The sequence below is a fragment of the Stenotrophomonas sp. GD03680 genome, from assembly GCF_029844625.1.
In the GTDB taxonomy this organism is placed as follows: domain Bacteria; phylum Pseudomonadota; class Gammaproteobacteria; order Xanthomonadales; family Xanthomonadaceae; genus Stenotrophomonas; species Stenotrophomonas maltophilia_P.
This window is the reverse complement of record NZ_JAOCKC010000033.1, coordinates 1-25,252: the sequence shown is the minus strand read 5'-3', so window position 1 is coordinate 25,252 and position 25,252 is coordinate 1. Positions and strand designations below refer to the sequence as shown.

Genomic DNA, 25,252 nt, shown 5'->3' with positions numbered 1-25,252 from the left:
CGACACGCATAAAAAACGCGGCGCCAGGCGCCGCGTTCTTCGTTGACCCATCGGCCGGCCGATCAGGCCTTGGCGACGGCCTTCTTCGCCACGGCCTTCTTTGCCGGAGCCTTGGCCACGGTCTTCTTGGCGACCGGGGCAGCGGCGCCTACGGCGACCTTGCTCGCGGTGTGCGAACGGGCGTTGCCGTAGCTGGCGTTGTAGCGCTTGCCCTTGGCGGTCTTGCGGTCACCCTTACCCATGTCTTCAACTCCTCAAATGTGAAATCTGGTTACCCCGTGCTGACACGGGTTCGGCGGGGCCGCCTTGCTGGACGCCCCCGCGCACGATCGGAAAGCCTATCACGGAGCGCCTAGTGCGCGCAGCTGGCGTCGTGTACGTGGCTGTGGTTGAGCCGCAGATTGACCAGATGGGCAACGCCGACCAGCAGACCGCCAATGGTCATCACCACCGCGTGCGGCACGGCATTGTGATGCAGCGGGTCGTACAGCACCCCAGCCCACAGCGCGACCAGCCCGGGAATCAGGAACGCCAGCGCGCGCAGGGCGCCATGCCGGCGGTAGCCCCAGACAAGGCTGAACAGACCCAGCAGGGTCACGAACACGACCAGCGCCTGTTCAACGCCATCGCTGAGCCAGAACGACAGGCCCAGCGAGGGCGCTGCGGCCAGCAGCACCGGAATCACCGCACAGTGCACTGCGCACAGCATCGATCCGGTGGCACCGAAACGGTCGAGCAGATGGCGCAGGTGGGAGGAGAGGGACATGACTTCCAGCAGGGTCGGCGAATCGTTATGGAATAATATAACATCCCTTCCTGGTCCGCACGATCTCCTCTCCCCCTGTCCCGCGACGGGATACGTGCGCTTCACAATTGATACACAGTAACAAGGATTTCTCGATGCCCGCCCCTTCCCTGCGGTTCAAGCCGCACACCCTCGCCCTGGCGCTCGCCGCGCTGCTGCCGTCCGCCGCATTCGCCGCAGGCGACGACGATGCGCACCGTGACCGCCACCTGACCGAGCTGTCGTCGGTGCAGGTCACCGCCTCGCCGCTGCAGGGCGATGCCGAGTCGCTGGCGCGGCCGGTCGAAGTGCTCGCCGGCGAGCGCCTGGACGAACAGAAGGCAGGCACCCTCGGCGATACGGTGGCCAAGCTGCCGGGCGTGCAGAGCACCTTCTTCGGCCCCGGTGTCGGTCGTCCGATCATCCGCGGCCAGGAAGGCCCGCGGGTGGCCGTGCTGTCCAACGGCATGGGCAACATGGATGCCTCCACCGTCAGCGCCGACCATGCCACCAGCATCGAGCCGTTCCTGGCTGATCAGATCGAAGTGCTGAAGGGTCCGGCGACACTGCTGTTCGGCAGTGGTGCGATCGGCGGCGCGGTCAACGTCGTCGATGGCCGCATCGCCCGCGAGCTGCCCGACCGTCCGCTCAGCGGCCGCGCTGAACTGCGCGGCAACTCCGTCAATGACGAACGCAGTGGCATGTTCCGCCTCGACGGCGTCAGCGGCAACGTCGTGCTGCATGTCGACGGCCTGGTGCGCAACGGCGACGACTACCGCATTCCCGGCTACGCGGTGATCGACAGCCTGGAAGACCACCACGAAGACCATGACCACGACCACGCGGGCGAGGAAGGCGACGAGCCGCGCCGTGGCCGCCTGGACAACAGCTCCATCCGCACCCGGGCCGGTGGCGTAGGTGCCACCTGGCTGGGCGAGGGCGGCTACTTCGGCGTGTCGGCCAGCACCTATCGCACCAACTATGGCATCCCCAATGGCGCCCACGTCCACGCGGACGGCGACGATCATGACCACGATCATGATCATGATCACGGCGAGGAGGAGGAAGGCGGCGACGAGCATGACGTACGCATCGACATGGTGCAGAACCGCTTCGAGACCAAGGCCGGCATCTACAACCCGGTCTCGTTCCTGAAGAACATCAATGCCCGCGTGGCCTACACCGACTACGAGCATGTCGAGCTGGAGGCCGGCACGCCCTCCACACGCTTCACCAACCGCGGCATCGAAACCCGCCTGGAAGCCGTACAGCAGCAGGTCGGTGGCTGGGACGGCGCCTTCGGCGTGCAGTTCGGCAACAGCAATTTCGGCGCCAAGGGCGAAGAAGCATTCGTGCCGGACACGGGAACGAAAAACATCGGCCTGTTCGTGCTGCAGGAGAAGCAGTTCGGCCCGTTCAAGCTCGAACTCGGCGGCCGCCACGACCAGGTCAAGCTGGACCCGACCGGCGATTACCGCCGCCGGCAGTTCGATGCCACCAATCTGTCCGCGGCCGGCATCTGGAAGCTCAACGACGCGGTCGACCTGCGCATCGGCGTGGACAGCTCCGAACGTGCCCCCACCAATGAAGAGCTGTATGCCGCTGGCGCGCACATTGCCACCCGCTCGCTGGAAATCGGCGACGCCAACCTGAAGACCGAGCGCGGCCAGCGTGTCGAGCTGGGCATCCACACCCACAGCGATCGCCTGGACTTCTCCGCCTCGATCTACCAGACGAAGTTCAAGGACTTCATCTACCTGGCCGACACCGGCGTCACCGAAGGCCTGCCGGTGCGTGCATGGACGCAGCAGGATGCGGTGTTCAAGGGTGCCGAGGCGGAAGCCCTGGTGCATCTGTTCGAAGGCGTCGCAGGCGACTGGGATCTGCGCCTGTTCGGCGATTACGTGCAGGCCAAGCTGGACGGCAACGGCAGCCGCAACCTCGACATCGCGGTGCCGCACGGTGACCACAACCACAACTACACCGTGGAGCTGGCCAACACCGGCTACCTGCCGCGCATCGCGCCGGCCCGCGTTGGTGCCGACCTGCGCTGGGCGAAGGACGGCTGGCGCGCGTCGGTGGGCGCCGTGCGTTACAGCCGGCAGAAGGACGTGGCGCAGAACGAAGAGCCGAGCGACGGCTACACCCTGGTCGATGCGCACTTGGCCTACCGCTGGGATCGCAACGACAGCAACAGCTATGAGGTGTTCCTGGATGGCAGCAACCTGACCAACCGTGAAGTGCGCCCGCACACCTCGCTGCTGCGCGATTACTCGCCGCTGCCGGGCCGCGGTGTCGCATTCGGCATCCGTGCGTACTTCTGACCCCTCCAGCAGCAGGACGCCGTTCCACTGATCCCTGACGACGCTCGTTGTCGTTCTCTCCCGGGGGGCCTGCTGGCCCCCCGTTTTTTTTGGACCCGGTACGGCTTCGGACATGAGCCGCGCCGTGACGCTATCGATATGGCTTGGTGGCACCTCCCACCTGCCATGGATACGAATTCACACACCGATCACAAAGATGTGCGTAGGACAACAACCGGACAATCCCGTCACTCAATGTCTCGCACATCGGACACTCCTGTCCGAAAATGAACCCATGACCGCTCAACGCGCTGATGCCGCTGCCCGCCGTGCCCTCATTCTCGACGCCGCCGACCATGTGTTCGGGCAACACGGCGTCACCGCTCCGCTGGACCTGGTGGTCGAACGCGCCCAGGTGGGCCGGGCCACGCTGTACCGCAATTTTCCCGACCGCACCGCGCTGATCCAGGCCCTGCTGCAGCGTGCGGTCGACCGTATCCGCCGCCAGGTGGAGCAGCTGGGCGACCGTGACGACGCCCTGTTCGAGGTGTTCGAGGGGATGGCCCAGCGCATCATCGATTCACCTGCGCTGGCCGATTACTGGCGCGCCGTTGATTCGGACGTGCCCTCCATGCGCGCCGCGCGCGAGACCGTACGCGACCTGCTGGAAGCACCGATCCAGCGGGCCATCGCCGCAGGCCTGTGCCGTCCCGATCTGGAAAAAACGGATATTTCACTGATCTCCGGCATGCTGGGAGCGGCCCTTCGCGGCAAGACCCGTGACGAGCGCGCCCGTCTGGCCGGGCGTGCCCTGCAACTGCTGCGCGGAGGACTCCAGGGAGCAGCCAGCGGAGCACGCTGATGGTGCAGCCGTATCTGAAGCCGGTGCCGGACTGGGAGGAGCATGAGAAGCCGACCATGCCCGGATCGGCTTCGATGCCGTGGCACCCACCCTACCGGCGTGCAGCCTATGCCCTGGTGTCCCTGCTGGTGGCCATCACCGGCGGCCTCGGCAATGCGCTGGTCACCGCCAACCTGCCGTTCCTGCAGGGGCAACTGCAGCTCACCCCGACCCAGGGCAGCTGGCTGGTGGCCGCTTACGCGATGGTCAACGTCACCGCCAACCTGCTGGCCTTCAAGTTCCGCCAGCAGTACGGCATCCGCCTGTTCGCCGAGATCGGCCTGGGGCTGTATGCCGCGCTGGCCGTGCTGCACCTGTTCGTGGGCAGCTTCGAAACCACGATGCTGACGCGCGCGGCCAGCGGTTTCGCCGGTGCGGCGTGTTCGACGCTGGGTACGCTGTACATGCTGCAGGCGTTGCCGCGGCGCTTCACCGGCAACCTGCTGGTGATCGGCGTCGGTCTGTCGCAGCTGGCAGTTCCGCTGGCCTGGATCGTGTCGCCCGGCCTGGTCGATACCGGGCAATGGCACCAGCTGTATTCCTTCGAAGCAGGGCTGGCGCTGTGTGCGTTCGCGGCGGTGGTGGTGCTGAAGCTGCCGCCAGGCGTGCAGATCAAGGCCTTCGAGCCCATGGATTTCCTCACCTTCAGCCTGCTTGCCCCGGCGGTTGCGCTGCTGGTGGTGGTGCTGGCCCAGGGCTACACGCGCTGGTGGCTGGACACACCGTGGCTGGGCTGGGCGCTGGTCGCCTCGATCGCATTGTCGACCACCGCCTTCATCATCGAGCACTACCGGCGCAATCCACTGCTGCAGACGCGCTGGCTGGCCAGCCTGCCGGTACTGCACTTCATCGTGGGTGCGTTCCTCATCCGCTTCCTGACCACCGAGCAGTCCTACGGCGTGGTCAGCCTGATGCGCACGCTGGGCATGGGCCCGGACCAGCTGCGCCCCTTGTTCGTAGTGATTCTGGCAGGGGTTGTCACCGGCATCATCGGTACCGCCGTGACCTTCGGCCCGAAGCGGCTGATCCCGCAGCTGCTGATGGCGATCCTGCTGCTGGGTTCGGCGGCGTTCTTCGACCAGAACCGCACCAGCATGGACCGTCCCCACGATTTCTACCTCAGCCAGTTCCTGGCCTCGGTCGGTGCCGGGATGTTCATGGGCCCGCTGATCATGCTGGGCATCTCCGCCGCCCTGAAACAGGGTGTGGACCACATGATCACCTTCCTGGTAACGCTGTCGATCACCCAGACGCTGGGCGGGCTGGCCGGCTCGGCGCTGCTGGGAACCTTCCAGCTGCATCGCGAACAGCTGTATTCCAGCGCGCTGACCAGCCAGCTTGATCCCGCCGACCCGGTGGTGGCGCAGCGCCTGCGCATCCAGCAGCAGCTGTACGCCGCGCAGATCACCGATCCGGTGCTGCGCAGCGCGCAGGGCACCGCGCAGCTGGCACAGACGACGCGCCGCGAGGCCAATGTCCGTGGGTTCAATGATGTGTTCACCCTGAGCGGCTGGCTGGCGATCGGCTTCCTGTGCTGGTTGCTGCTGCTGTCGCTGCGTACCGCCGTGCTCAAGCAGTGGCGCAAGCGCCATCCGCCCTCCTCCGCTGCGGCCTCCCCCGCAGCGCCCCGCTGAGTCCTTCGCCATGCCTCCCGTCCCGCCCCGTCCCGACGATGCCGACAACGTGACCCCACCGCCGCCAACCGATGCGGCACCTGCGCCCACGCCGGCTGAGCCGGCGGTCGCGCCGAAGTACCTCAGACCCAGTGCGCGCAGCGTGGCAGTGATGGTGGTGGTGGCCCTGCTGGGCATCGCACTGATCCTGCGCGCGTGGCACCTGTGGCCGTTTGCCAGCAGCGTGATGGTCACCGACAACGCCTACGTGCGCGGGCAGATCACGGTGATGGCACCCCAGGTCAATGGCTATGTGACCGAGGTGCTGGTGAAGGACTTCCAGCACGTGAAGAAGGGCGAACCCCTGCTGCGCATCGATGACCGCATCTATGCGCAGCGCGTGGCGCAGGCACAGGCCACGCTGGACAGCGCGCGCGCGGCGTTGGCCAACTCCGATCAGTCGCAGGCGCAGAACCGCGCGCAGATCGCTGCGGCCCAGGCCACCCTGTCCGCCGGCAAGGCCGAGCTTGAGCGCTCCCGCAACGAGCTGAAGCGGTACGAGCAGCTCGCCGCACAACGCCTGGTATCGATCAATGACCGCGACCGCTTCCGCACGACCCAGGCGTCGGCGCAGGCCAGCGTGCAGCAGTCGCAGGCGCAGATCCGCATCGCCGAGGAAACGCTGGTCTCCACCCAGGTGGCACGCAAGAGCCTGGAGGCACAGGTGGAAAGCGCACAGGCGCAACTGGAACTGGCACGCATCGACCTGGCCAATACCGTGATCCATGCGCCGCGCGACGGGCAGATCAGCGAGGCCAGCGTGCGGACCGGCCAGTACGTGGCCGCCGGCTCGCAGCTGCTGTTCCTGGTGCCCGACGCGCTGTGGGTGGTCGCCAACTACAAGGAGGGCCAGACCTGGCAGATGCGCATCGGCCAACCTGCGACGTTCGCCGTGGACGCGTTCCAGGGCCAGGTGCTGCGCGGCCATGTGGAGCAGATCGCCCCCGCCACCGGCTCGGAATTCAGCGTCCTGCGCCCGGACAATGCCAGCGGCAACTTCACCAAGGTGGTGCAGCGGCTGCCGATCCGGATCTCGATCGATCCGGGGCAGGAGCTGGCCGCGCGACTGCGTCCCGGCATGTCGGTGATCGCACGGGTGGATACGGCGGCCGAGCCTGCGCCGGCCCGGTAGGGTCGAGCTCGTGAAACGGGGTCAGATCCCTTTTGCCTTGGCAAAAGGAATCTGACCCCAATCCCACCGGCCGCTCAGCCTGCGCAGCGGGCGCAGAGTCCGTGCACTTCCAGCGTCTGCGCCTGCGGCTGGAAGCCGAGCTCCTTGGCCCGCTTCTCCAGCTGGCCGACGATCTCGCGGTCTTCCAGTTCCACCGCGCTGTGGCAGCTGTTGCAGATCAGGAACGGCACCGAATGCGCCGCACTGCTGGGGTGGTGGCAGGCCACGAAGGCATTCACCGATTCCAGCTTGTGCACGAAGCCATTGGCCATCAGGAAGTCCAGCGCGCGGTACACGGTGGGCGGGGCATCGGCACCCACGCCCTTGCCGTTGCGCACCCATTCCAGCAGCTCGTAGGCCTTGACCGGCTTGCCGGCTTCGGCGATCAGCTTCAGTACGTTGGCGCGGATGGGGGTCAGGCGCAGCCCGCGTTCGCGCGAGACACGCTCGACCACCGCCACGAAATCCGATGCGTCATGGACGTGGTGGTGGGGGGCGGTACAGGCAGTGGCAGTCTTGGCGGGCATGCGCGTTCTCCGGTTCGGCCTGGCAAGGATGCCTCAGACCGTTGCTACCTTGGTAATGGCCGCGTCGATGCGTTTCAAGGCCTGCTCACGGCCGGCCAGGTACACGGTGTGGGAAATGTCAGGGCTGACCTGGGTACCGGTGATGGCCACGCGCAGCGGCTGGGCGACCTTGCCCATGCCGATCTCCAGCGCGGCGGCCGTGTCGTGCAGGGCCGTGCCGACCGCTTCGGCCGTCCATTCCGGCAGCGCCGCCAGCAGTTCACGGGCCTTGCCCAGGGCGACCTCGGCCCCGGCCTTGAAGTGCTTGGCCACTGCGGCTTCGTCGTAGTCGTTCAGCGGCTGGTACCAGACCACGGCCTTCTCGGCCATTTCCTTCAGGGTCTGCACGCGTTCACGCAGGGCGATCACCACGTCTACCGGTGCCGGGCCCGCCGCCACATCCAGGCCCAGCTTCTGCAGCTGGTAGACCAGGTGCGGCACGATGTCGGCCGGTTCCACGGTCTTCAGGAAGTGCTGGTTGACCCAGCCCAGCTTGGCCATGTCCAGGCGCGACGCCTTGGAGTTGCAGTCCTTCACATCGAACAGGTCGATCAGTTCCTGGCGGGTAAACAGTTCCTGGTCACCATGCGACCAGCCCAGGCGGGCCAGGTAGCTCAGCAGTGCGTCCGGCAGGTAGCCGGCATCCCGGTACTGCATCACGTCGGCGGCACCGGTGCGCTTGGACAGCTTGGCGCCCTGCTCGTCCAGGATCATCGGCATGTGGCCGAACTTCGGCACCGGTGCACCGATGCCTTCGTACAGGTTGATCTGGCGCGGCGTGTTGTTGATGTGGTCGTCACCGCGGATGACCTCGGTGATGCCCATGTCCCAGTCATCCACCACCACCGCGAAGTTGTAGGTGGGATAGCCGTCCGGACGGAAGATGACCATGTCATCCAGTTCGCTGTTGGCGATCTCGATCCGGCCCTTGATCAGGTCATCGAACACCACCGTACCCTGCAGCGGATTCTTGAAGCGGATGACGCGGTTCGGGTCGTCCCGGTACGGCAGGCCCAGCTCGCGCGCGGCACCGTTGTAGCGCGGCTTTTCCTGCCTGGCCATGGCGGCTTCGCGCATCGCGTCCAGCTCTTCCCGGGTTTCATAGGCGTAGTAGGCCTTGCCGTCGGCAATCAGCTGCTCGGCGACTTCCCGGTAACGGGCCACCCGGTCGGTCTGGTAGATCGGACCTTCGTCGTAGTCCAGGCCCAGCCACTCCATCGCCTCCAGGATGGCGTCGATCGCCCCCTGGGTGCTGCGTTCACGGTCGGTATCCTCGATGCGCAGCACGAACTCGCCGCCGCGGTGGCGGGCCTCCAGCCAGCAGTACAGCGCGGTGCGGGCGCCACCGATATGCAGATAACCGGTAGGACTGGGGGCGAAGCGGGTGCGGCAGGTCATGTGGGGCTCGAGGAACGGGAATTCCCCGATTTTACCACCAGCCCCGCGCCGGCACGGAGGGACGGACGGAGTCCGCCCCTCCGGCTCACGTCACGGCTGCGGCTCGGCCTTGCGCGGGAACGACTGCTCGCGCATCGCCGCGTTGTAGGCAAAGGAGGCCACGATGGCCGCTGCCTGCTTGAGATCTTCGGGCTCGGCGTGGTCCCAGGTGTCCAGGTGGCTGTGGTGGACATTGGTGAAGTAATCCAGCCGGTCCTGGATGAACTGGAAGCCGGGCAGGCCGACGCGATCGAAGCTGATGTGGTCGGTGCTGCCGGTGTTGCGGGTCGCCACCGTGGTGGCGCCGACATCATGGAACGGGGCGAGCCAGGCCTCGAAGATCGGCATCGCCGCCAGGTTCTCCTGCGCGTAGATGCCACGGAAGCGGCCGGAGCCGTTGTCCATGTTGAAGTAGACCTGGAACTTGCTGTAGTCGCGGGTCTTGCGCAGCGGTCCGGTGGGGTCGCGCAGCGAGGCCGGCAACGCCTTCTGCGCAGCGTCCACCGGTTCCGGGAACTGGCCGAAGTGCTTGGCGACGTAGGCCTGCGAGCCGATCAGGCCCTGCTCCTCGCCGCTCCACAGCGCCACCCGGATGGTGCGCCGGGGCTTGGCACCGGTGGCCTTGAGGATGCGCATGGCTTCCATCATCACCGCCACGCCGGCCGCGTTGTCGGCCGCGCCGGTGCCGCTGTGCCAGGAATCGAGGTGCGCGCCGATCATCACCACCTCATCCGGCCTGCTGCTGCCCCGGATCTCCGCCAGCGTGTTGTAGCCGGGCTGATCGCTGTCGTCGGTGAAACGCGCGCTCACGTCCACCCGCAGGCGCACGGGCTGCTTGGCCTCCAGTGCACGCACCAGCGGATTGAAGTGCTCGGCGATCATCGCCAGCTCCGGAATGCCGACCGACTCCCCGGCCTTGCGCGAGCCACCACCGGCCACGCGGATGATGCCGTTGTCCCAGCTGCTGATGCTGATCGAGGCCAATGCGCCTTCCTCGACGAAGAAGGCGTTGACCTTGGCCGCCAGCGCCTGCCGCTCCTGGTACTCCTTCACCCGCTTGGCGCGCTCGGCGGTGGCGTCCTTGTCCTTGGGCAGGGTGAATTCCTGCAGTCCCTCCAGCGAGGTGGCGTCGTGACGATGCGAGTCCGGCTCGGTACCCCGCTTGTACTCGCGCGCCTCGCCGAGCAGCAGGATCTTCCCGCGCAGCTTGCCGCGGTACTTCTCGATGTCTTCCGGCTTCTTGATGTCCACCTGTACCAGCTCGCCCTCGACCGGTCCTCCGGTGCCCGGCGTCCAGGCCTTGGGCAGTGCGTGCAGTGGCATCACGCGGTCGCCGAGCATCTCCACGCTGGCCGACGTGAACTCCCAGCCGCGGCCGAAGTCATCGAACGCTTCGTCGTGGACATTGTCCAGCTTCCATTCGGTGAACTTGCTGCGGGTCCACGCGTTGGCGCGCCCCATCGCCGGGGAGTTGGTCAGGCGCGGCCCGATGCGCTCGGTGAGATAGCTGAAGGTGTCCATCACCTGCGAACGGTGGAACGCCTCCTGGCGGATGCGGCTGACCATGTCCAGGTCCACCGGCTCGCGCTGCTGCGCCATCGCATTGCCGCTCATCGCCAGCGCAACCGCCAGCACACCCCACTTCAGCACATCCCACCCCTGCCCTTCGGCTCGATCATCAACCCCTCGAGTCTAGCCAGCGGGGGCGCCCGCCCCCCGTCCCATCGGTCATGGGCGGTGCGGACGCCTCATCCGCTCCAGCCCAGCCACAGCTGGGCGCGCATGGGCAGCAGCAGCAACCAGTGCCGCCGGTCGATGCTGCTGCAGCCGAATACCGCAGCGTGCGTGGGCCAGTCGCCGGGCAGGCCGGCGATGCCGATCTCGGCCAACGCCCCCGGCCCGGCCTTCCAGGGCCGGTAGCACGGGACCTTTCCACCCAGCACGCCACGTCCCTGCCGTGCACCGTCCAGCCACTCCAGCCCCTGCCCCAGCAACCCTTCGCAGGTGGCCGGCGCCAGCTGGAAGCGGACCAGTCCGGGGGCGATCCGCGCCCCCGGCAGGGCCGCCAGCACGCCATGCGCCTGCAGCAGTGCATCCACTTCGAGCAGAGCCGGAATGCCCTGCTGGGCTCTCAGCCGCAATCCCTGGCGCCATCCCATCGCGATCTCCTCACTTTGCTTCCGCGCCCAGCGCATACCAGTCCACGCGGCGGGTCACCCACATCGCCAGCGCCAGAATCACGAACAGCAGCAGCGAGCCCATCAGCAGCGCGTTGTTCTCCGAGACCAGCAGCCCGTAAAGCGCGCCATACAGCACGGTCAGCAGCGCGGCGAAGCCCAGGCCGCGCTTCCAGTGACCGAGCACGTTGGCCAGATACACCGCCTGCAGGCCGATGCAGGCCGCCGCCGAGACCAGATACGCCTTCCAGAAGGCGATGTGCTCGGACAGGCTGATCAGCAGCAGGAAGAAGATCGCCAGTGCCAGGCCCACCATCAGGTACTGCAGCGGGTGGATGCGCAGCGATTTGATCAGCTCGAACAGAATGAAGCCGACGAAGGTGAGCAGCACGAACAGCACGCCGTACTTGGAGGCGCGATCCGCCTGTGTGTAGGCGTCGACCGGATCGACCAGCGACACGCTGACCGCCTGCGACGCCACCTCGCCATCGCCGCGCAGCTGGCGCTGGGCATCGGAGGCCAGCGAGGACACCGCCCAGCGCGCGTCGAAGCCCTGCGCATCGACGCGGCGTTCGTTCGGCAGGAAGGCGCCGGCGAAGGACGGATGCGGCCAGCGCGAACGCAGTGCGATGCGGTTGTCATCGGCTACCGGCACGACCGACAGCATGCGGCTGCCGTCCAGCCGCAGTTCCAGCTCCACCGTGCTCGCTGCCAGCAGCCCGCCCTGCACCGCGGCAAAACCCGCCACGGGCGCATGCAGGCCACGCCCCAGTTCCGCAGCGGCGCCGACGCCCGGCAGCAGGCGTACCTGGCGGCCATCCACGCGCAGGTTGGGCGTCCCGACCAGACCACGCGCATCGGACACCCCCAGCGCCACATAGGGCTGGCCATAGGTCCGGCCTGGCTTGACCGGATAGTCGTCAGCCGCGAAAGAGGCCTTCAACTGGCCGTTCCAGCTGTACACCGGCACCTTGAACAGCCCGACCTCACGCTGGCTGGGAAGCATCTCGCCGCCAACGTCGAGCGAGGCCGGCATCTGCAGCCAGTGCCCTTCGCTGACCTGCACCTCGGTCTTCTTGTTGCCCTTGGCGTCGACGACTTCCACCTGCTGGCGCTCCACCCACGGCACCACCCGCACCGGCCCCACCAGCTGCTGCGCGCCGGCGCGGCTGTCAGCGACCCGCGCGAAGGCTTCGTCGCGGTATTGGCTGCGCTCGTTGATCACGCTGCGGATCATCATCAGCGGAATCAGCAGCAGCAGGATCAGTCCGCCGACAATGGCGAACCGCAGCAGCATCTTCAGGGATTTCATGGTCCATCCTCGTTGGAGAGGGCTGCAGCATGGACCGTCGCGGTGAGCGGGGTTTGTGGCGAATTTGAAGCGGATGTGAAGTCAGCGCCGCGTGCGCGGGCCGGGCATGCCCAGCGGCAACCACAGGCTGGCCACGGTCCCACCGCCGTCGCGGGCCTGCAGCTGGACACGGCCATCGTGCAGGCGCGCTACTTCCTGCACGAACGGCAGCCCAAGGCCGGAGCTGCGGCGGCCACTGCCGGGACGGGCCAACGAATAGAAGCGCTCGAACACACGGTCACGGGCATAGTCGGGAATGCCGGCACCCCGGTCAGCCACCTGCAGGCGTACGCCGCCGTCCTCAACCTGAGCCTGCAGCACGACCTCCGTCCCCGATGGAGAGAAGGCAACCGCGTTGTCGACCAGGTTGTTCAGCGCCTGCCGCAGCAGGTAGGCATCACCCTGCACGCTCAGATCCGCCACTGCATCAGTGCGTACCTCGACGCCGGCCGCCTGCGCGCGCACCTGCGCGGCTGCGACGGTCTGCTGCAGCAGGTCCGGCAGTGCGATCGGCGCACGCGTCTGCAGCCAGCCGTGCTGCTCCACTTCGGCCAGCGCCAGCAGCTTGTCGATGGTTTCGGTCAACCGCTCCTGCTGCTCGAGGATGCTGCGCGCGAAGTGCGCACGGTCTGCATCGGCCATCGGTTCCTGCAGCAGCTCGGCGGCACCGCGTATCGCGGCCAGCGGACTCTTCATTTCGTGCGTCAGCGACTGCACGTACTGCTCGACGTAAGCCTTGCCTTCGAGTTTGCGCCGCATGGTCTCCAGCGCCTGGCCGAGATCACCGATCTCATCGCGGCGGCGGCGTGGCGGCGGCACCGGCTCACCGGCGGTGACCGCGCGCGCATAGCGGCTGAGCTGGCCCAGGCCGGTGGTCAACCACATCGTCACCAGCACCCCGACCAGCGCCGAGAGCCCGATCAGCCATGCGCCGCGTTCGATGATGGCGCGCTGGCTGGCCGCAATGAACGGATCGATGCTGCGGTTGGGCTGGGCCAGGGTGAGCACGCCGATGAGGGTGCGGCCATCGCCCGGGTCGTACACCGGCGCGGCCACATGCATCACGGTGTTGCCCTCCTCGCCCGGCGTCTCCGGGCTGGAGCGGGCGCCGTACTCGCCGCGCAGGGTGCGGTAGACATCGTTCCAGCGCGAGTTGTCACGACCGACGTCGCGGCCCAGCGAATCGTAGATCACGATGCCTTTCGCATCGGTGATCGTCACCCGGTAATCGAGGGCGCGCTTGGGAAAGCGCCACACCATCGCTTTCAGGTCACGCTGCCGCGCCTTGGCCAGGTTGCGGGTGAAACTGCCGCTGTTGATGGTGCCTGCCTTGACGTCCGCCGCCGCCATCTCGGCCAGCACGTTGGCCGCATCGACCAGGGTCGATTCCATCGCCTGGCGCACGCCCGGCTTCACTTCGTTGACGAACACGCGCATGACGAAGAACGCGGCGATGCCCACGATCAGGAAGAAGCCCAGGAACAGCTTCATCACCAGACGCATCGCTCACGCCTCCAGGGCGTAGCCCAGGCCACGGTGGGTCCGGATCGGGTCGGTGCTGGCGCCGGCCGCGCGCAGCTTGGCTCGCAGGGTCTTGACGTGCGTATCGACCGTGCGGTCGGCGCTGTCGGCACTGCTGTCCCAGCCGCGATCCATCAGCTGGGCGCGGCTGAGGATGGCCCCGGGGCGTTGCAGCAGGGCTTCCAGCAGTGCGTACTCGTAGCGGGTCAGGTCCAGTGCCTGGCCGTGGAAGCGGACACGCCGGCCCTCCCGGTCGATGGCGAAGGCGCCATGCGTCTGCCAGCCCGCATCGGTGTCACTGGCAGCAGGCGCCGCCCGCCGCAGCCGCGCGCGCACCCGCGCCACCAGCTCGCGCGGCGAGAACGGCTTGGCCATGTAGTCATCGGCGCCCAGCTCCAGGCCCAGTACCCGGTCCAGCTCGTCGTTGCGGGCGGTCAGGAAGATCACCGGCAGCTGCGCCTGCGGACCGGGCAGCGCACGCAGCCGACGACAGACCTCGAAGCCGCTCAGGTCCGGCAGGCCCACGTCCAGCACCACCACATCGATGCCACCGTCCCGCAACCGCTGCAGGGCATCGCTGCCGAGCAGGCAGTGACTGGCCAGGTAGCCCTCGCTGCGCAGCGCGTAGAGCACGGTTTCGGCGATGGCGGCTTCGTCCTCGACCACCAGGACATGGGCAACGGGAGCTGTCATGGCGCGCAGCATAGCCGCTGCGGCCGCCGCCCCGTACACTGCCCGCATGAATTACCGCCATGCCTTCCACGCCGGCAACCATGCCGATGTCCTCAAGCACATCGTGCAGCTGGCCCTGATCGACAGCTTCAAGCGCAAGGACAGCCCGTTCTTCGTGCTGGACACCCACGGCGGCGCAGGCCGCTATCTGCTGGCCAGCGAAGAGAGCCGCAAGACGCTGGAGGCCGAATCCGGGGTCATGCGCCTGATGGCGCAGCCGAAGCTGCCGGACGTGGTCGAGCGCTACCTGAAGGCCGTGCAGGCCGACAATCCGGTCGGCGCGCTGACCAACTACCCCGGCTCGCCCCTGCTCACCGCCCAGGCCATGCGTGCGCAGGACCGGATGGCGGTATGCGAGCTGCAGGAAGACGAAGTGGGCACGCTCAAGGCCCTGTTCGCCCATGACAGCCGGGTCGGCGTGCACCCGGGCGACGGCTATGCACTGCTGCGCTCGCTGCTGCCGCCGAAGGTCAACGGCAGCAAGATCGGCCGCGGCCTGGTGCTGATCGACCCGCCCTACGAGGCCCAGGACGCCGAGTACCAGCGCATCCTGGCAGCACTGGCCGAGACGCTGGCGCGCTGGCCGCAGGCCACCTGCGCGGTGTGGTTCCCGATCAAGCAGCGCCGCACGATCCTGCATTTCCTGCGCAAGGCCACTGCCCTGCCGGTCAAGTCGGCAGTGACCATCGAGTTCCTGGTACGCCCCGACGACTCACCGCTGCGCCTCAACGGCAGCGGCATGCTGGTGCTCAACGCCCCCTGGCAGTTCGACCGGGCGGTCGGTCCGGCCCTGCCGGCGCTGCGCCAGCACCTGGGTGAGCCCGGCGCCAGCACCCGCCTGGATTGGCTCAAGGCACCTGAATAATGGCCTTCACGAGGCTGTACGCCCGTGAGCCTTTTGTTCACGGAAGACAGCCCCGGTGATGCCACAATCGATGGACCACCAAGGAATCACCCGGTATGGCCACTCGCAACCGCATGCCGCCCTGGCATGAGATCTTCAAGGCTCCCAGCGGCCACGAGCTGCTGATCCGCCCCATCCGCCCGGAAGACAGCGCGCCGCTGCAAGCGGCCTTCAGCCTGTTCGGGCCGGAAGAAATCCGCGACCGTTTCCTGCAGGCGGTGACCGAGCTGTCACCGGAAACCACGCAGCGCCTGACCCATCCGAATCCCAAGACCGAGATCACCCTGGTCGCGGCCGAGTCCCTGCCCGCCGGTGAGGCCGTGGTCGGTGCGGTCGCCCGGGCCTCGATCATCCCCGGTACCCGCGAAGCCGAGTACGCGATCCTGATCAGCCGCTTCCTCATCGGCCAGGGCCTGGGCCGGCAGCTGATGCGCAAGCTGGTGAAGTGGGGTCGGGGCAAGTACCTGGATCGCCTGTACGGCGATGTGGCGGCCGAGAACGAGCCGATGAAGCAGCTGGCCGCCTCGCTGGGCTTCAAGCCCGTTCCGCACCCGAACGGCACCGAAGGGCTGGTGCGCATGGTGCTGGAACTGGACAACTGACGGTGACGCCGGGCGCGGCCCGGCGATGGCGTTGCAGCCACCGCGCCCTCTGGGCATGGCCCGGCGCTGCCCGCTCACGCAGCAATCATGGGGCGGCTGGAGGCTTCTGCTAAAATCCGCGGTCCATGTCGCGTACTTCATACCCCGCCCCGCCGCTGCCGCGCGCCGGCCAGCTCCGCGCCTGGTGGCGCGCCCCCGCTTCACCGACCGCCCTGGCCTGGTACCTGGCCCAGGCGGCGCGCGCGCATGACGCGCCGTTGCTGGTGGTTGCCCGTGACAACCACGGCGCCAACCAGCTCGAAGCCGATCTGCAGACCCTGCTGGGCAACGATCCCGCGCTGCCGGTGATCGCCTTCCCGGACTGGGAAACCCTGCCCTACGACCGCTTCAGCCCGCATCCGGACATCATCTCGCAGCGCCTGGCGGCCCTGCACCGCCTGCCTGCGCTCAAGCGCGGCCTGGTGGTGGTGCCGGTCCAGACCCTGCTGCAGCAGCTGGCCCCGCGCAGCTACGTGATCGGCGGCAGCTTCGACCTGAAGGTCGGCCAGCGCCTGGACCTGGAGGCCGAGAAACGCCGCCTGGAAAGCGCGGGCTACCGCAACGTGCCGCAGGTGATGGACCCCGGTGACTTCGCCGTGCGCGGCGGCCTGCTCGATGTGTTCCCGATGGGCGCCGACGAGCCCTTGCGGGTGGAGCTGCTGGACGAGGACATCGACTCGATCCGCGCCTTCGACCCGGAAAGCCAGCGCTCGCTGGACAGGGTCGAGTCGGTGCACATGCTGCCCGGCCGCGAAGTACCGATGGATGAGGCCAGCATCGGCCGCGTGCTGGCCACCCTGCGTGAGCGCTTCGATGTCGACACGCGCCGCAGCGCGCTGTACCAGGACCTCAAGTCCGGGTTGGCCCCGGCCGGCATCGAGTACTATCTGCCGCTGTTCTTCGACCGCACCGCCAGCCTGTTCGACTACCTGCCTGCCGGCAGCCTGCCGGTGGTGTGTGCCGGCGCCGGCGAAGCCGCCGACGCGTTCTGGGCACAGACCGGCGAACGCTACGAGCAGCGCCGCCACGATGTCGAGCGCCCGCTGCTGCCGCCCTCGGCGCTGTACCTTTCGCCTGAGCAGCTGCGCGAGCGGCTGAACGACGCGCCACGCATCGAAGTATGGGCCACCGACCATGCACGCATCGCCGATGCACATGCGCTGGGCGACCAGCCCCTGCCGGCGCTGCCGGTAGCGGCCCGCGAAGCGCCCGCTGGCGACGCGCTGAAATCCTTCCTCGGCCACTACCCCGGCCGGGTATTGATCGCCGCAGATTCACCGGGCCGCCGCGAAGCCCTGCTGGAAGTGCTGCAGGCGGCCGAACTGAAGCCGCCGGTGGTTGCCGACCTGCCCGCCTTCCTCGCCAGCGATGTGCGCTTTGCCATCACCGTGGCGCCGCTGGAAGATGGCTTCGCCCTGGACGATCCGCGCCTGGCGGTCCTGACCGAACGCCAGCTGTTCCCCGAGCGCGCCGGCAGCACCCGCCGCACGCGCCGCGCCGGCCGCGAACCGGAAGCGATCATCCGTGACCTGGGCGAGCTGACCGAAGGCGCGCCGATCGTGCACGAGGATCATGGCGTGGGCCGTTATCGCGGCCTGATCGCGATGGACGTCGGTGGCATGCCGGGCGAGTTCCTGGAAATCGAGTATGCCAAGGGCGACCGCCTGTACGTTCCGGTCGCACAGCTGCATCTCATCAGCCGCTACTCCGGCGCATCCGCGGAAACCGCGCCCCTGCATTCGCTCGGGGGCGAGCAGTGGACCAAGGCCAAGCGCAAGGCCGCCGAGAAGGTGCGCGACGTCGCCGCCGAACTGCTGGAAATCCAGGCGCGCCGGCAGGCACGTGCCGGACTGGCCCTGCAGGTCGACCGCGCGATGTACGAACCATTCGCCGCCGGCTTCCCGTTCGAGGAGACACCCGACCAGCTGGCCGCCATCGACGCGACCCTGCGCGACCTCGCCAGCAGCCAGCCGATGGACCGCGTGGTCTGCGGCGATGTGGGCTTCGGCAAGACCGAGGTCGCCGTGCGCGCCGCGTTCGCCGCTGCCAGTGCCGGCAAGCAGGTGGCGGTGCTGGTGCCGACCACGCTGCTGGCCGAACAGCACTACCGCAACTTCCGCGACCGCTTCGCCGATTACCCGCTCAAGGTGGAAGTGCTGTCGCGCTTCAAGAGCACCAAGGAGATCAAGGCCGAACTGGAGAAGGTCGCTGCCGGCACCATCGATGTCATCGTGGGCACCCACCGCCTGCTGCAGCCGGACGTGAAGTTCAAGGATCTGGGCATGGTCATCGTCGACGAGGAACAACGTTTCGGCGTACGCCAGAAGGAGGCGCTGAAGGCGTTGCGTGCCAACGTGCACCTGCTGACCCTGACCGCCACGCCGATCCCGCGCACGCTGAACATGGCCATGGCCGGCCTTCGCGACCTGTCGATCATCGCCACGCCGCCGCCGAACCGGCTGGCGGTACAGACCTTCATCACGCAATGGGACAACGCGCTGCTGCGCGAGGCCTTCCAGCGCGAACTGGCGCGTGGTGGCCAGCTGTACTTCCTGCACAACGACGTGGAGAGCATCGGCCGCATGCAGCGCGAGCTGTCCGAACTCGTGCCGGAAGCGCGCATCGGCATCGCCCATGGCCAGATGCCGGAGCGCGAACTGGAGAAGGTGATGCTGGATTTCCAGAAGCAGCGCTTCAACGTGCTGCTGTCGACCACGATCATCGAGTCGGGCATCGACATCCCCAACGCCAACACCATCATCATCAACCGCGCTGACCGCTTCGGCCTGGCCCAGCTGCACCAGCTGCGCGGCCGCGTGGGGCGTTCGCACCACCGCGCCTACGCCTACCTGATCACGCCTGACCGCCGTGCGATCACCCCGGATGCCGAGAAGCGCCTGGAAGCCATCGCCTCCATGGACGAGCTGGGCGCCGGCTTCACCCTGGCCACGCACGATCTGGAAATCCGCGGTGCCGGTGAACTGCTCGGCGAGGACCAGAGCGGGCAGATGGCCGAAGTCGGCTTCAGCCTGTATACCGAGCTCCTGGAGCGCGCGGTACGCAGCATCAAGCAGGGCAAGCTGCCGGACCTGGATGCCGGCGAGGAAGTGCGCGGTGCCGACGTCGAGCTGCATGTGCCGGCCCTGATTCCGGAAGACTACCTGCCGGACGTGCATACCCGCCTGACGCTGTACAAGCGCATTTCCAGCGCGCGCGACAACGATGCGCTGCGCGAGCTGCAGGTCGAGATGATCGATCGCTTCGGCCTGCTGCCGGACCCGGCCAAGCACCTGTTCGCGGTTGCCGAGCTGAAGCTGCGGGCCAACGCGCTGGGCATCCGCAAGCTGGACCTGGGCGAAAACGGTGGCCGCATCGTGTTCGAATCGAAGCCGGACATCGACCCGATGGCCGTGATCCAGCTGATCCAGAAGCAGCCGAACCTGTATGCGATGGAAGGCCCGGACAAGCTCCGCATCAAGCACCCGCTGCCCTTGCCGGAAGACCGCTTCAATGCGGCCCGCGCCCTGCTGACGACCCTCGCCCCGGGTTGATTTCCCACCGCCACCATCCCGCACCGGCCCCACCCGGTGCGGGCGGACGACCATGCTGCCTGACGCCGTACCCGCCCCCGACCTGCTGCACGCACAGGCCTGCCTGATCGATGCCCTGGCCATGTCGCTGCAGATGCGCGATGCCTACACCCGCCATCACTGTGACCGGGTCGGCCGGCTGGCCCAGCGCCTGGCCGTGCACTGCGACCTGGACCAGGAGGCCGGCACGCGGGTCGCGCTGGCCGCGCGATTCCATGACATCGGCAAGATCGGCATTCCCGACGACGTGCTGCTGAGCCCTCGCCGGCACACCGAGCAGGAGCGCGCGATCATGCGTGAGCATCCGGTGCGTGGCGAGCACATCTTCCTGACCACCGGCCGCAGCGATGCCGCCGCGGTGGCCAGGCTGATCCGGGCCCATCACGAGGCATTCGACGGCAGCGGCTATCCCGACGGCCTGCACGGCGAGCACATCCCGCTGGGCGCGCGCATTGTCACGCTCGCCGACGCCTACGATGCGATGACCAGTGATCGTCCGTACCGGGCGGCGATGGCGCACGGAACGGCACTGCGCATCCTCGATGACCAGGCCGGCGGCCTGATCGACCCCTACGTGCTGCAGCGCTTCCATCGCCTGCTGGCGCAGGAACCTGCGCTGGCCTGAGATCCGGCGCCACCGGGCGAACAGACAAAAGGCCCGGCTTGCGCCGGGCCTCTCGCATCACGCTTCACGTGTGATCGGTTACCAGATCACCACGCGCTTGTCGTCGGCACGCACCATCGCGTCACCGGCCTTGCACTGGAACGCAGCCGCGAACGACGGCATGTTCGAGGGCGCACCGTTGGCGCGGAAGTTGGCCGGCGCGTGCGGATCGGTGTTCAGGCGCACGCGCAGTTCGCCATCGGTGAAGTTGCGACGCCACACGGTGGCCCAGTTCATGAAGAAGCGCTGGTCCTGGCTGTAGCCATCGACCTCGACGTTCGCCTTCGGATCCTCCTTCAGCGCCATCTGCAGCGCGTCATAAGCCACGGTCAGGCCGCCCAGGTCGCCGATGTTCTCGCCCAGGGTCAGCTTGCCCTTCACATTCACGCCGGGCACCGCTTCGTAGCCATCGAACTGCGCGACCAGCTGGTCGGTACGTTCGGTGAACGCCTTGCGGTCGGCATCGGTCCACCAGTTGTCGAAGTTGCCGTTGGCGGCGAACTGGCTGCCCGAATCGTCGTAGCCGTGCATCATCTCGTGGCCGATCACCGCGCCGATGCCGCCGTAGTTCAGTGCCGGATCGGCCTTGGCGTCGAAGAACGGCGCCTGCAGGATCGCTGCCGGGAACACGATCTCGTTCTTGGTGGCGTTGTAGTAGGCATTGACGGTCTGCGGCGTCATGCCCCACTCGGTCCTGTCCACCGGCTTGCCGATCTTGTCCAGCATGTAGCGGTAGTTGAACGCACGCGCCGCCTGCATGTTGCCGAGGTAGCTGTCGCCGTTGGTCTGCAGGCCTGCCCAGTCACGCCACTTGTCCGGGTAACCGATCTTCGGGGTGAAGCTGGCCCACTTCTCCAGTGCCTTCTTCTTGGTTTCCTCGCCCATCCACGGCAGCTGCTCCAGGCGCACCTTCAACGCCTGCGACAGGTTTTCCACCAGGTGCTGCATGGCCACCTTCGACTCGGCCGGGAATACGGCGTCGACGTACAGCTGGCCCAGCGCCTCACCCATGCCGCCGTTGACCGACTCCAGCACGCGCTTCCAGCGCGGCTGCATTTCCTTCTGGCCACGCAGGGTGGTGCCATAGAAATCGAAGTTGGCCTTCTCGAACTGGCTGCTCAGGTACGGCGAGGCGTCGTCGATGGTGTGGAAGCGCAGGTAGGCCTGCCAGGTGCTGGCCGGCACATCGGCCAGCATCTTGTCCATCTCGGAGAAGAAGCCCGGCTGGGCCAGCGAGAACTTCTGCGCGGCCGGCACTTTCAGGGTGTCGAACAGCGCGGTCCAGCTGAAATTCGGGGTCAGCCTGTCGGCGTCTGCGGCGCTGAGCGGGTTGTAGCGCTTGGCCGGGTCACGCATTTCGATGCGCGACATGGACGCCTTGGCCAGGCGGGTTTCGAAGGCCATCACGGCCTTGGCCTGCTCGGCGGCCTGCGCGGCGTCCACGCCGGACAGGGTCAGCACCTGCGCGATGTAGGCCACGTAGGCGTCGCGGATCCTGGCCTGCGCATCATCGAAGTAGTAGCCCTTCTCCGGCAGGCCGAGGCCGCCCTGGCCGACGTAGGCGATGACATTGGCCGAATCCTTGTAATCGGCATTGGCGAACAGCGAGAACAGCACGCCCTTGCCCTCGGCCTGGCTGTCGCGCAGGTACTGGGTGAGGGTGGCGGTGTCCTTCAGCGCGGCGATCTTGTCGAGCTGCGGCTGCAGCGGCGCCAGGCCCGCAGCCTCGATCTTCGCTTCGTCGTTGCCGGTCTTCCAGATGTCGCCGATCTTGGCTTCCACCGAACCGGCCTTGGCCTGGCTGGCGGCAGCCTGCTGTACCAGCGCATGCTGCACTTCCAGCGAGCGCTCGCGCAGGATTTCGAAGCTGCCCCAGGTGGTCTGGTCGCCCGGTACCGGATTGGCCTTCAGCCACTTGCTGTTGACGAAGCCATTGAGGTCGGTGCAGGCCGCGATGGCCGGATCGAGATCGGCGCTGTTGAGCGAGATCAGCGGCGTCTTGATCTGTGACAGGTCGAAGGCCGGCGTAGCGTCGGCACTGGTCGCCGGTGCAGTTTCGTTCTTGCCACACGCAGCCAGGGAGGCGGCGATGGCGATGGTCAGGCCCAGCGGGGCCAGGTTGCGGACGTTCATGAGGCTCTCCTGCGGGTAATTCCACAGGGTAGACGGGGACGCCCGCGGCAGGGACCGGCCAAAGGTCACAGAGCGCTCGTCATGTGGCGCCGAGCCCTGCTCTGCGCCACAAAAAGCGAAGGCCGGCGTGCGCCGGCCTTCCGATTCCTACTTGGCCTTGCCCTGGTTGGCCACGGCCTCAGCGGCCTTGCGCGCCGCTTCCGGGTCGCCCAGGTAGCGGAACGACTGCACGGTCAGGTCATCGTTCAGTTCGAACAGCAGCGGAATGCCGGTCGGAATGTTCAGCTCGAGGATTTCCTCGCGCGAAACATTGTTGAGGTACTTGTACAGCGCGCGCAGCGAGTTGCCGTGGGCGGTGACCAGCACCGTCTTGCCGTCCTTCAGCTGCGGCGCGATGGCGTCGTGCCAGTACGGCAGCACGCGGTCGAGGGTGGTGGCCAGCGATTCGGTACCCGGCAGCGCGTTGCGGTCCAGCCCGGCGTAGCGACGGTCGTGGATCGGATGGCCCGGGTCTTCCAGATCCATCGGCGGCGGCGGGATGTCATAGGAGCGACGCCACACCTTGACCTGCTCCTCGCCGTGCTTTGCAGCGGTCTCGGCCTTGTCCAGGCCCTGCAGGCCGCCGTAATGGCGCTCGTTGAGACGCCAGGATTTGTTCACCGGCAGCCAGTCCTGCTCCAGCTCGGCCAGGGCGCCCTGCAGGGTGTGGATGGCGCGCTTCAACACCGAGGTGTGGGCGACGTCGAACTGCAGGCCTTCCTCGCGCATCAGGCGGCCAGCGGCGGCCGCTTCCCGGCGCCCCTGCTCCGTCAGGTCGACATCGACCCAGCCGGTGAAGCGGTTGTCCAGGTTCCACTGGCTCTGGCCATGGCGCAACAGTACGAGTTTACGGGTCACTGCAGGATCTCCAACGCGAGGAAAGGCAGGACGCCATTGTAGCCCCGGGGCCGCTCACCGTGCCGTGGCGCGGCCCATGCGATGCTGTGATCGATGAATACCGTGATTGATCCCGGGCGCTGGCAGGGCAGCGTCGCCGCCGCACGCGAGCAACAGCTGCGGCTTGCGGCGCGGGTGGAGCGCAGCGACCGGCTGCCGGGTACCGTACGCTGGCTGGCCGGGCTGGACGTCGGCTTCGAGGACGACGGCCGCACCACCCGCGCCGCAGCGGTGCTGCTGGATGCCGCCACCCTGCAACCGGTGGCCCGGGAGATCGCCCGCATTCCCACGGTGATGCCTTACATCCCCGGCCTGCTCAGCTTCCGCGAGCTGCCCGCCCTGCTCGCTGCACTGGCCCTGCTGCCGCGTTCGCCGGACCTGGTCTTCGTCGACGGGCACGGCATCAGCCATCCGCGACGGCTGGGCGTGGCGGCGCACCTGGGCGTCGTCACCGATCTGCCGAGCATCGGCGTGGCCAAGTCGAAACTGGTCGGTCGCTTCGTCGAGCCCGCAGACGAGGCTGGCGCGCATACGCCCCTGCTCGATGGCGATGAACAGCTCGGCTGGGTGCTGCGCAGCAAGGTCCGCTGCAGGCCGCTGTTCGTCGCTGGCGGGCACCGCATCGGCGCCGATACCGCACTGCAGTGGGTGCAGCGCACGCTGCGTGGCTATCGCCTGCCGGAGCCGACCCGCCTGGCGGATCGGCTGGCGTCGCGACGGGACGCGTAGCGGCAGATCAGTGGTGCACGTGGCCGCGATGGCCCTGCGCGTCCTCGCCGTGGTCGTGATCGTGCCGCGCATCCGGTGCGGCCGCACTGGGCGGCGCGGGATCTCCGCATGCCTCTCCGCAGTGATCCGCTTCAATCTGCAGGGTCACATGCTCGATGCCGAAGTCATCGTGCAGGCGACCTCCCAGCTCACGGCGCAGCACGTCGGCGTCGGTACCGTCGCGCATCACGACATGCGCGGTCAGCGCCGGCGTGCTCGAGGCCAGTGCCCACACATGCAGGTCATGCACGTCCAGCACCGCGGCATGGCCGGACAGGCTGTCGCGGACCTTCGCCACATCCATGCCCTTGGGCACGCCTTCCAGCAGCACGTTGATCGCCTCGCGCATCAGCACATAGGTGCGTGGCAGCACCCACAGGCCGATCAGCACCGCCAGGATCGGGTCGATCGGCTGCCAGCCGGTCCAACGGATCAGCAGCGCGCCGACGATCACCGCCACCGAGCCGAGCATGTCGGCCCACACTTCCAGGTAGGCACCTTTGACGTTGAGGCTTTCACCGCTGCCGGCCTGCAGCAGGCGCATCGAGATCAGATTGATGACCAGGCCGGCGGCGGCGATCACCAGCATGCCGGTGGAGGCAATCTCCTGCGGTTCGCGGAAGCGGCCGACCGCTTCCCACAGGATGTAGCCGGCCACCACGAACAGCATCGCGCCATTGATCATCGCGCCAAGGGCTTCCAGCCGCGCATAGCCATAGGTGCGGCGCGCGTCCGGCGGACGCCGGCTCAAGCGCACCGCGACCAGCGCGATCATCAGTGCGAGCGCGTCGGTGGCCATGTGGGCCGCATCGGACAGCAGCGCCAGGCTGTTGGTCCAGAACGCGCCGACGACTTCGACGACAAGGAAGGTGGAAGTCAGCCCCAACGCCCACCACAACGGCTTCTCGTGGCGGATCTGGGACGGCAGGTGATCGTGGTCGTGGCCCATGCAACAGCTCCTGTGCGATGCGGTCAGGCTACGGCGTGGCTGCGGGGGAGA

21 protein-coding genes are annotated in these 25,252 nt (G+C 67.5%); 9 read left to right on the top strand and 12 right to left on the bottom strand.

The features are described from left to right. Window positions 1-62 precede the first annotated feature (62 nt). Window positions 63-242, bottom strand: coding sequence for a 30S ribosomal protein THX (locus N5J29_RS18400; protein ID WP_004150462.1), 180 nt, complete (start codon window positions 240-242; stop codon window positions 63-65). Between the two features lie 110 nt (window positions 243-352). Further along, window positions 353-766: a MerC domain-containing protein gene (locus N5J29_RS18395; protein ID WP_053518754.1), complete on the bottom strand. Its 414-nt coding sequence runs from the start codon at window positions 764-766 to the stop codon at window positions 353-355. 134 nt (window positions 767-900) lie between these two features. On the opposite strand from N5J29_RS18395, the gene N5J29_RS18390 reads away from it, so the two are divergent. From N5J29_RS18390 to N5J29_RS18375, 4 genes are all read left to right on the top strand, one after another. Continuing rightward, window positions 901-3,108, top strand: coding sequence for a TonB-dependent receptor (locus N5J29_RS18390; RefSeq protein ID WP_164150777.1), 2,208 nt, complete (start codon window positions 901-903; stop codon window positions 3,106-3,108). A gap of 274 nt (window positions 3,109-3,382) precedes the next feature. Further along, complete coding sequence (locus N5J29_RS18385) at window positions 3,383-3,949, top strand: TetR/AcrR family transcriptional regulator (protein WP_053518751.1); 567 nt, start codon at window positions 3,383-3,385, stop codon at window positions 3,947-3,949. Next, on the top strand, window positions 3,949-5,622 hold the full coding sequence (locus tag N5J29_RS18380; protein ID WP_065174667.1) for an MFS transporter: 1,674 nt from the start codon (window positions 3,949-3,951) through the stop codon (window positions 5,620-5,622). Before N5J29_RS18385 ends, N5J29_RS18380 begins: the two co-directional genes overlap by 1 nt. A gap of 10 nt (window positions 5,623-5,632) precedes the next feature. Continuing rightward, window positions 5,633-6,793: an HlyD family secretion protein gene (locus tag N5J29_RS18375; protein WP_111185833.1), complete on the top strand. Its 1,161-nt coding sequence runs from the start codon at window positions 5,633-5,635 to the stop codon at window positions 6,791-6,793. A gap of 74 nt (window positions 6,794-6,867) precedes the next feature. Here the strand turns inward: N5J29_RS18375 and N5J29_RS18370 are convergent, their stop codons facing one another. The 7 genes from N5J29_RS18370 to creB form a co-directional block, all read right to left on the bottom strand. Beyond that, on the bottom strand, window positions 6,868-7,359 hold the full coding sequence (locus N5J29_RS18370; RefSeq protein WP_053517393.1) for a Fur family transcriptional regulator: 492 nt from the start codon (window positions 7,357-7,359) through the stop codon (window positions 6,868-6,870). Between the two features lie 33 nt (window positions 7,360-7,392). Next, window positions 7,393-8,796 carry a glutamate--tRNA ligase gene (gltX, locus tag N5J29_RS18365; RefSeq protein ID WP_053517391.1) on the bottom strand — a complete coding sequence of 468 codons (1,404 nt, stop codon included), beginning with the start codon at window positions 8,794-8,796 and terminating at the stop codon, window positions 7,393-7,395. A gap of 90 nt (window positions 8,797-8,886) precedes the next feature. After that, complete coding sequence (locus tag N5J29_RS18360) at window positions 8,887-10,485, bottom strand: M28 family metallopeptidase (RefSeq protein WP_164150775.1); 1,599 nt, start codon at window positions 10,483-10,485, stop codon at window positions 8,887-8,889. 98 nt (window positions 10,486-10,583) lie between these two features. After that, window positions 10,584-10,994 carry a hypothetical protein gene (locus tag N5J29_RS18355; RefSeq protein WP_164150773.1) on the bottom strand — a complete coding sequence of 137 codons (411 nt, stop codon included), beginning with the start codon at window positions 10,992-10,994 and terminating at the stop codon, window positions 10,584-10,586. A 10-nt stretch (window positions 10,995-11,004) separates the two neighbouring features. Continuing rightward, entirely contained in the window at window positions 11,005-12,324 is a 1,320-nt protein-coding gene (gene creD / locus N5J29_RS18350; RefSeq protein ID WP_164150771.1) for a cell envelope integrity protein CreD, read from the bottom strand. A gap of 81 nt (window positions 12,325-12,405) precedes the next feature. Further along, window positions 12,406-13,866, bottom strand: coding sequence for a two-component system sensor histidine kinase CreC (gene creC / locus N5J29_RS18345; protein WP_074900892.1), 1,461 nt, complete (start codon window positions 13,864-13,866; stop codon window positions 12,406-12,408). Between the two features lie 3 nt (window positions 13,867-13,869). Then, entirely contained in the window at window positions 13,870-14,589 is a 720-nt protein-coding gene (gene creB / locus N5J29_RS18340) for a two-component system response regulator CreB (RefSeq protein ID WP_164150769.1), read from the bottom strand. Between the two features lie 34 nt (window positions 14,590-14,623). Here creB and rlmJ point away from each other — a divergent pair, with 34 nt between their 5' ends. From rlmJ to N5J29_RS18320, 4 genes are all read left to right on the top strand, one after another. Next, on the top strand, window positions 14,624-15,481 hold the full coding sequence (gene rlmJ, locus N5J29_RS18335) for a 23S rRNA (adenine(2030)-N(6))-methyltransferase RlmJ (protein ID WP_128990187.1): 858 nt from the start codon (window positions 14,624-14,626) through the stop codon (window positions 15,479-15,481). Window positions 15,482-15,576: 95 nt separating this feature from the next. Then, a complete protein-coding gene (locus tag N5J29_RS18330; RefSeq protein ID WP_053517384.1) occupies window positions 15,577-16,122 on the top strand; it encodes a GNAT family N-acetyltransferase in 546 nt (181 codons plus the stop codon). A gap of 125 nt (window positions 16,123-16,247) precedes the next feature. After that, a complete protein-coding gene (gene mfd, locus N5J29_RS18325; RefSeq protein ID WP_164150767.1) occupies window positions 16,248-19,712 on the top strand; it encodes a transcription-repair coupling factor in 3,465 nt (1,154 codons plus the stop codon). A 52-nt stretch (window positions 19,713-19,764) separates the two neighbouring features. Beyond that, window positions 19,765-20,376, top strand: a complete 612-nt coding sequence (locus tag N5J29_RS18320; RefSeq protein WP_065181148.1) for an HD domain-containing phosphohydrolase — start codon at window positions 19,765-19,767, stop codon at window positions 20,374-20,376. A 78-nt stretch (window positions 20,377-20,454) separates the two neighbouring features. Here the strand turns inward: N5J29_RS18320 and N5J29_RS18315 are convergent, their stop codons facing one another. Together N5J29_RS18315 and gpmA are read right to left on the bottom strand one after the other, a co-directional pair. Beyond that, the gene (locus N5J29_RS18315; RefSeq protein WP_065181147.1) at window positions 20,455-22,548 is read right to left on the bottom strand and encodes a M13 family metallopeptidase; all 2,094 of its coding nucleotides are present in this window, start codon (window positions 22,546-22,548) and stop codon (window positions 20,455-20,457) included. A 147-nt stretch (window positions 22,549-22,695) separates the two neighbouring features. Beyond that, on the bottom strand, window positions 22,696-23,445 hold the full coding sequence (gene gpmA, locus N5J29_RS18310; RefSeq protein ID WP_014036448.1) for a 2,3-diphosphoglycerate-dependent phosphoglycerate mutase: 750 nt from the start codon (window positions 23,443-23,445) through the stop codon (window positions 22,696-22,698). Window positions 23,446-23,538: 93 nt separating this feature from the next. Here gpmA and nfi point away from each other — a divergent pair, with 93 nt between their 5' ends. Continuing rightward, the gene (nfi, locus tag N5J29_RS18305) at window positions 23,539-24,213 is read left to right on the top strand and encodes a deoxyribonuclease V (RefSeq protein ID WP_164150765.1); all 675 of its coding nucleotides are present in this window, start codon (window positions 23,539-23,541) and stop codon (window positions 24,211-24,213) included. Between the two features lie 7 nt (window positions 24,214-24,220). Here nfi and N5J29_RS18300 read toward each other — a convergent pair whose 3' ends face one another. After that, window positions 24,221-25,201 (bottom strand): cation diffusion facilitator family transporter, encoded by a 981-nt coding sequence (locus N5J29_RS18300; RefSeq protein WP_053517376.1) that lies wholly within the window; start codon window positions 25,199-25,201, stop codon window positions 24,221-24,223. Between the last annotated feature and the right edge of the window lie 51 nt (window positions 25,202-25,252).

Coding starts and splice junctions, on each gene's coding strand:
- N5J29_RS18400 (WP_004150462.1), bottom strand. CDS start 242: ATGGGTAAGGGTGACCGCAAGACCGCCAAGGGCAAGCGCTACAACGCC.
- N5J29_RS18395 (WP_053518754.1), bottom strand. CDS start 766: ATGTCCCTCTCCTCCCACCTGCGCCATCTGCTCGACCGTTTCGGTGCC.
- N5J29_RS18390 (WP_164150777.1), top strand. CDS start 901: ATGCCCGCCCCTTCCCTGCGGTTCAAGCCGCACACCCTCGCCCTGGCG.
- N5J29_RS18385 (WP_053518751.1), top strand. CDS start 3,383: ATGACCGCTCAACGCGCTGATGCCGCTGCCCGCCGTGCCCTCATTCTC.
- N5J29_RS18380 (WP_065174667.1), top strand. CDS start 3,949: ATGGTGCAGCCGTATCTGAAGCCGGTGCCGGACTGGGAGGAGCATGAG.
- N5J29_RS18375 (WP_111185833.1), top strand. CDS start 5,633: ATGCCTCCCGTCCCGCCCCGTCCCGACGATGCCGACAACGTGACCCCA.
- N5J29_RS18370 (WP_053517393.1), bottom strand. CDS start 7,359: ATGCCCGCCAAGACTGCCACTGCCTGTACCGCCCCCCACCACCACGTC.
- gltX (WP_053517391.1), bottom strand. CDS start 8,796: ATGACCTGCCGCACCCGCTTCGCCCCCAGTCCTACCGGTTATCTGCAT.
- N5J29_RS18355 (WP_164150773.1), bottom strand. CDS start 10,994: ATGGGATGGCGCCAGGGATTGCGGCTGAGAGCCCAGCAGGGCATTCCG.
- creD (WP_164150771.1), bottom strand. CDS start 12,324: ATGAAATCCCTGAAGATGCTGCTGCGGTTCGCCATTGTCGGCGGACTG.
- creC (WP_074900892.1), bottom strand. CDS start 13,866: ATGCGTCTGGTGATGAAGCTGTTCCTGGGCTTCTTCCTGATCGTGGGC.
- creB (WP_164150769.1), bottom strand. CDS start 14,589: ATGCTGCGCGCCATGACAGCTCCCGTTGCCCATGTCCTGGTGGTCGAG.
- rlmJ (WP_128990187.1), top strand. CDS start 14,624: ATGAATTACCGCCATGCCTTCCACGCCGGCAACCATGCCGATGTCCTC.
- N5J29_RS18330 (WP_053517384.1), top strand. CDS start 15,577: ATGGCCACTCGCAACCGCATGCCGCCCTGGCATGAGATCTTCAAGGCT.
- mfd (WP_164150767.1), top strand. CDS start 16,248: ATGTCGCGTACTTCATACCCCGCCCCGCCGCTGCCGCGCGCCGGCCAG.
- N5J29_RS18320 (WP_065181148.1), top strand. CDS start 19,765: ATGCTGCCTGACGCCGTACCCGCCCCCGACCTGCTGCACGCACAGGCC.
- N5J29_RS18315 (WP_065181147.1), bottom strand. CDS start 22,548: ATGAACGTCCGCAACCTGGCCCCGCTGGGCCTGACCATCGCCATCGCC.
- nfi (WP_164150765.1), top strand. CDS start 23,539: ATGAATACCGTGATTGATCCCGGGCGCTGGCAGGGCAGCGTCGCCGCC.
- N5J29_RS18300 (WP_053517376.1), bottom strand. CDS start 25,201: ATGGGCCACGACCACGATCACCTGCCGTCCCAGATCCGCCACGAGAAG.